Here is a 4,902-nt window from a genome sequence, read left to right as displayed (position 1 = left end):
GTCGATTAAACTTTTAAACTGAAGAGTTTGATCATGGCTCAGATTGAACGCTGGCGGCAGGCCTAACACATGCAAGTCGAGCGGTAACAGAGAGAAGCTTGCTTCTTTGCTGACGAGCGGCGGACGGGTGAGTAATACTTGGGAACTTGCCTTTAGGAGGGGGACAACCACGGGAAACTGTGGCTAATACCGCATAATGTCTACGGACCAAAGTAGGGGATCTTCGGACCTTACACCTAAAGATGGGCCCAAGCGAGATTAGCTAGTTGGTGGGGTAAAGGCTCACCAAGGCGACGATCTCTAGCTGTTCTGAGAGGATGATCAGCCACACTGGGACTGAGACACGGCCCAGACTCCTACGGGAGGCAGCAGTGGGGAATATTGCACAATGGGGGAAACCCTGATGCAGCCATGCCGCGTGTGTGAAGAAGGCCTTCGGGTTGTAAAGCACTTTCAGTGGTGAGGAAGGCCGTAAGATTAATACTCTTGCGGATTGACGTTAACCACAGAAGAAGCACCGGCTAACTCCGTGCCAGCAGCCGCGGTAATACGGAGGGTGCAAGCGTTAATCGGAATTACTGGGCGTAAAGCGTACGTAGGCGGCTTGTTAAGCAAGATGTGAAAGCCCCGGGCTCAACCTGGGAATGGCATTTTGAACTGGCAGGCTCGAGTTCTGAAGAGGGTGGTAGAATTTCCTGTGTAGCGGTGAAATGCGTAGATATAGGAAGGAATACCGGTGGCGAAGGCGGCCACCTGGTCAGAAACTGACGCTGAGGTACGAAAGCGTGGGGAGCAAACAGGATTAGATACCCTGGTAGTCCACGCCGTAAACGATGTCAACTAGTTGTTCGTCTTATAAACAAGGTGAGTAACGCAGCTAACGCACTAAGTTGACCGCCTGGGGAGTACGGCCGCAAGGTTAAAACTCAAATGAATTGACGGGGGCCCGCACAAGCGGTGGAGCATGTGGTTTAATTCGATGCAACGCGAAGAACCTTACCATCCCTTGACATCCAGAGAATTTTCTAGAGATAGATTAGTGCCTTCGGGAACTCTGAGACAGGTGCTGCATGGCTGTCGTCAGCTCGTGTTGTGAGATGTTGGGTTAAGTCCCGCAACGAGCGCAACCCTTATCCTCAGTTGCCAGCGGTTCGGCCGGGAACTCTGTGGAGACTGCCGGTGATAAACCGGAGGAAGGTGGGGACGACGTCAAGTCATCATGGCCCTTACGGGATGGGCTACACACGTGCTACAATGGCGCGTACAATGGGAAGCAAGCACGCGAGTGTAAGCGGATCTCAAAAAGCGCGTCGTAGTCCGGATTGGAGTCTGCAACTCGACTCCATGAAGTCGGAATCGCTAGTAATCGTGGATCAGAATGCCACGGTGAATACGTTCCCGGGCCTTGTACACACCGCCCGTCACACCATGGGAGTGGGCTGCACCAGAAGTGGATAGTTTAACCTTCGGGAGAACGTTCACCACGGTGTGGTTCATGACTGGGGTGAAGTCGTAACAAGGTAGCCGTAGGGGAACCTGCGGCTGGATCACCTCCTTATGAAAAAGCGTTTACCGGTAACTTTGCGTTACACGCTCTTTAAAAATAAGGACAAGCTGATTGTAATAAAGTAATGAAATGCCACTCTACTTGAATCCACCATTTTGGTAGAGGCGTATCGAACTTGTGTACAGCATCGAGAACAGCCCATACGATTGAAGACTAAACATTTTCGGGTTGTATGGTTAAGTGACGAAGCGTAGACGGTGGATGCCTAGGCAGTTGGAGGCGATGAAGGACGTACTAACTTGCGATAAGCCATGATGAGGCAGTAAGAGCCGCTTGAGTCATGGATTTCCGAATGGGGCAACCCACTCTGCTTGCAGAGTATCCTTAAGTGAATACATAGCTTAAGGAGGCGAACCCGGAGAACTGAAACATCTAAGTACCCGGAGGAAAAGAAATCAACCGAGATTTCCCTAGTAGCGGCGAGCGAACGGGAAGTAGCCCTTAAGCAATCACGGTGGTAGTGGAACGTGTTGGAAAGCACGACGATACAGGGTGATAGTCCCGTACACGACGCCAACGTAATTGTGAAAACGAGTAGGTCGGGACACGTGTTATCTTGACTGAATATGGGGGGACCATCCTCCAAGGCTAAATACTCCCAACTGACCGATAGTGAACCAGTACCGTGAGGGAAAGGCGAAAAGAACCCCGGCGAGGGGAGTGAAATAGAACCTGAAACCGTCTACGTACAAGCAGTAGGAGCACCTTCGGGTGTGACTGCGTACCTTTTGTATAATGGGTCAGCGACTTATATTTTGTAGCAAGGTTAACCGTATAGGGGAGCCGTAGGGAAACCGAGTCTTAACTGGGCGCTTAGTTGCAAGGTATAGACCCGAAACCGGGCGATCTAGCCATGGGCAGGTTGAAGATTGAGTAACATCAATTGGAGGACCGAACTCACTAATGTTGAAAAATTAGGAGATGACCTGTGGCTCGGAGTGAAAGGCTAATCAAGCCCGGAGATAGCTGGTTCTCCCCGAAAGCTATTTAGGTAGCGCCTCGGACGAATACCACTGGGGGTAGAGCACTGTTTGGGCTAGGGGGTCATCCCGACTTACCAACCCCATGCAAACTCCGAATACCAGTGAGTACTATCCGGGAGACACACGGCGGGTGCTAACGTCCGTCGTGGAGAGGGAAACAACCCAGACCGCCAGCTAAGGTCCCCAAGTCATGGCTAAGTGGGAAACGATGTGGGAAGGCTCAGACAGCTAGGAGGTTGGCTTAGAAGCAGCCATCCTTTAAAGAAAGCGTAATAGCTCACTAGTCGAGTCGGCCTGCGCGGAAGATGTAACGGGGCTAAGCCATGCACCGAAGCTGCGGCAGCAAACTTGTTTGCTGGGTAGGGGAGCGTTCTGTAAGCCGTTGAAGGTGTGTTGAGAAGCATGCTGGAGGTATCAGAAGTGCGAATGCTGACATGAGTAACGATAATGCGGGTGAAAAACCCGCACGCCGGAAGACCAAGGTTTCCTATCCCATGCTAATCAGGGTAGGGTAAGTCGGCCCCTAAGGCGAGGCCGAGAGGCGTAGTCGATGGGAATCAGGTTAATATTCCTGAACCGACATGTACTGCGATGGGGGGACGGAGAAGGCTAGGCAAGCCGGGTGTTGGTTATCCCGGTGAAAGTATGTAGGTTGGCGGCTTAGGTAAATCCGGGCTGCTAAGACTGAGATACGAGACGACGCTCTACGGAGCGGAAGTTGTTGATGCCCTGCTTCCAGGAAAAGCCTCTAAGCTTCAGGTACATGTTGACCGTACCCGAAACCGACACAGGTGGTCAGGTAGAGAATACTAAGGCGCTTGAGAGAACTCGGGTGAAGGAACTAGGCAAAATAGTACCGTAACTTCGGGAGAAGGTACGCCAGAGCTAGTGAACCCCTTGCGGGGGGAGCTGGAGCTGGCCGCAGTGACCAGGTGGCTGGGACTGTTTATTAAAAACACAGCACTGTGCTAACACGAAAGTGGACGTATACGGTGTGACACCTGCCCGGTGCCGGAAGGTTAATTGATGGGGTTAGCGTAAGCGAAGCTCTTGATCGAAGCCCCGGTAAACGGCGGCCGTAACTATAACGGTCCTAAGGTAGCGAAATTCCTTGTCGGGTAAGTTCCGACCTGCACGAATGGTGTAACCATGGCCACGCTGTCTCCACCCGAGACTCAGTGAAATTGAAATCGCCGTGAAGATGCGGTGTACCCGCGGCTAGACGGAAAGACCCCGTGAACCTTTACTACAGCTTGGCACTGAACATTGAACCTCCATGTGTAGGATAGGTGGGAGGCTTTGAAGCATTGGCGCTAGTTGACGTGGAGCCATCCTTGAAATACCACCCTTGTATGTTTGATGTTCTAACGTTGGCCCCTTATCGGGGTTGCGGACAGTGCCTGGTGGGTAGTTTGACTGGGGCGGTCTCCTCCCAAAGCGTAACGGAGGAGCACGAAGGTTGGCTAAGTACGGTCGGACATCGTACGGTTAGTGTAATGGCACAAGCCAGCTTAACTGCGAGACAGACACGTCGAGCAGGTGCGAAAGCAGGTCATAGTGATCCGGTGGTTCTGAATGGAAGGGCCATCGCTCAACGGATAAAAGGTACTCCGGGGATAACAGGCTGATACCGCCCAAGAGTTCATATCGACGGCGGTGTTTGGCACCTCGATGTCGGCTCATCACATCCTGGGGCTGTAGTCGGTCCCAAGGGTATGGCTGTTCGCCATTTAAAGTGGTACGCGAGCTGGGTTTAGAACGTCGTGAGACAGTTCGGTCCCTATCTGCCGTGGGCGTTTGAGAGTTGAGAGGGGTTGCTCCTAGTACGAGAGGACCGGAGTGAACGAACCTCTGGTGTTCGGGTTGTCACGCCAGTGGCACTGCCCGGTAGCTATGTTCGGAATCGATAACCGCTGAAAGCATCTAAGCGGGAAGCGAGCCTCAAGATAAGCTCTCACTAGCACGTAAGTGCTCTGAAGGGTTGTTGAAGACGACGACGTTGATAGGCGGGGTGTGGAAGCGTAGTAATGCGTTGAGCTAACCCGTACTAATTGCCCGTGAGGCTTAACCATACAACACCGAAGGTGTTTAGGGTTGTGAAGAGGTAGCCCGTAGTTCTACTACGGGGACAAGTTCGAACCTTTACCAAATGTAGCCCGTAGTTCTACTACGGGGAAGCAAGCAGGGTGGCCCCATGCTTGTTACAATCAGCTCCTTATTTTTGACAAGTTTATGCCTGGCGGCCATAGCGAAGTGGAACCACCTGATCCATTCCGAACTCAGACGTGAAACGCTTCAGCGCCGATGGTAGTGTGGGGCTTCCCCATGTGAGAGTAGGACACCGCCAGGCTT

The 4,902-nt window shown here is 52.4% G+C and carries 3 rRNA genes; all 3 read left to right on the top strand.

Features of this window, described 5'->3' with window-relative positions:
* The first annotated feature begins 15 nt into the window (after positions 1-15).
* The 3 genes from CWE21_RS13285 to rrf all read left to right on the top strand — a co-directional run bounded on the left by CWE21_RS13285 (position 16) and on the right by rrf (position 4,900).
* Positions 16-1,558, top strand: a 16S ribosomal RNA gene (locus tag CWE21_RS13285).
* A gap of 183 nt (positions 1,559-1,741) precedes the next feature.
* A 23S ribosomal RNA gene (locus tag CWE21_RS13280) occupies positions 1,742-4,622 on the top strand.
* Positions 4,623-4,785: 163 nt separating this feature from the next.
* A 5S ribosomal RNA gene (rrf, locus tag CWE21_RS13275) occupies positions 4,786-4,900 on the top strand.
* Together the 16S, 23S and 5S rRNA genes form the textbook arrangement of a ribosomal RNA operon.
* The last annotated feature ends 2 nt before the right edge of the window (positions 4,901-4,902 follow it).

Origin of the sequence: Pseudidiomarina aquimaris (assembly GCF_003987395.1) — a bacterium.
In the GTDB taxonomy this organism is placed as follows: Bacteria; Pseudomonadota; Gammaproteobacteria; order Enterobacterales; family Alteromonadaceae; genus Pseudidiomarina; species Pseudidiomarina aquimaris.
The sequence above is the reverse complement of the archived record's forward strand: the minus strand, read 5'-3'. Positions and strand labels throughout refer to the sequence as shown.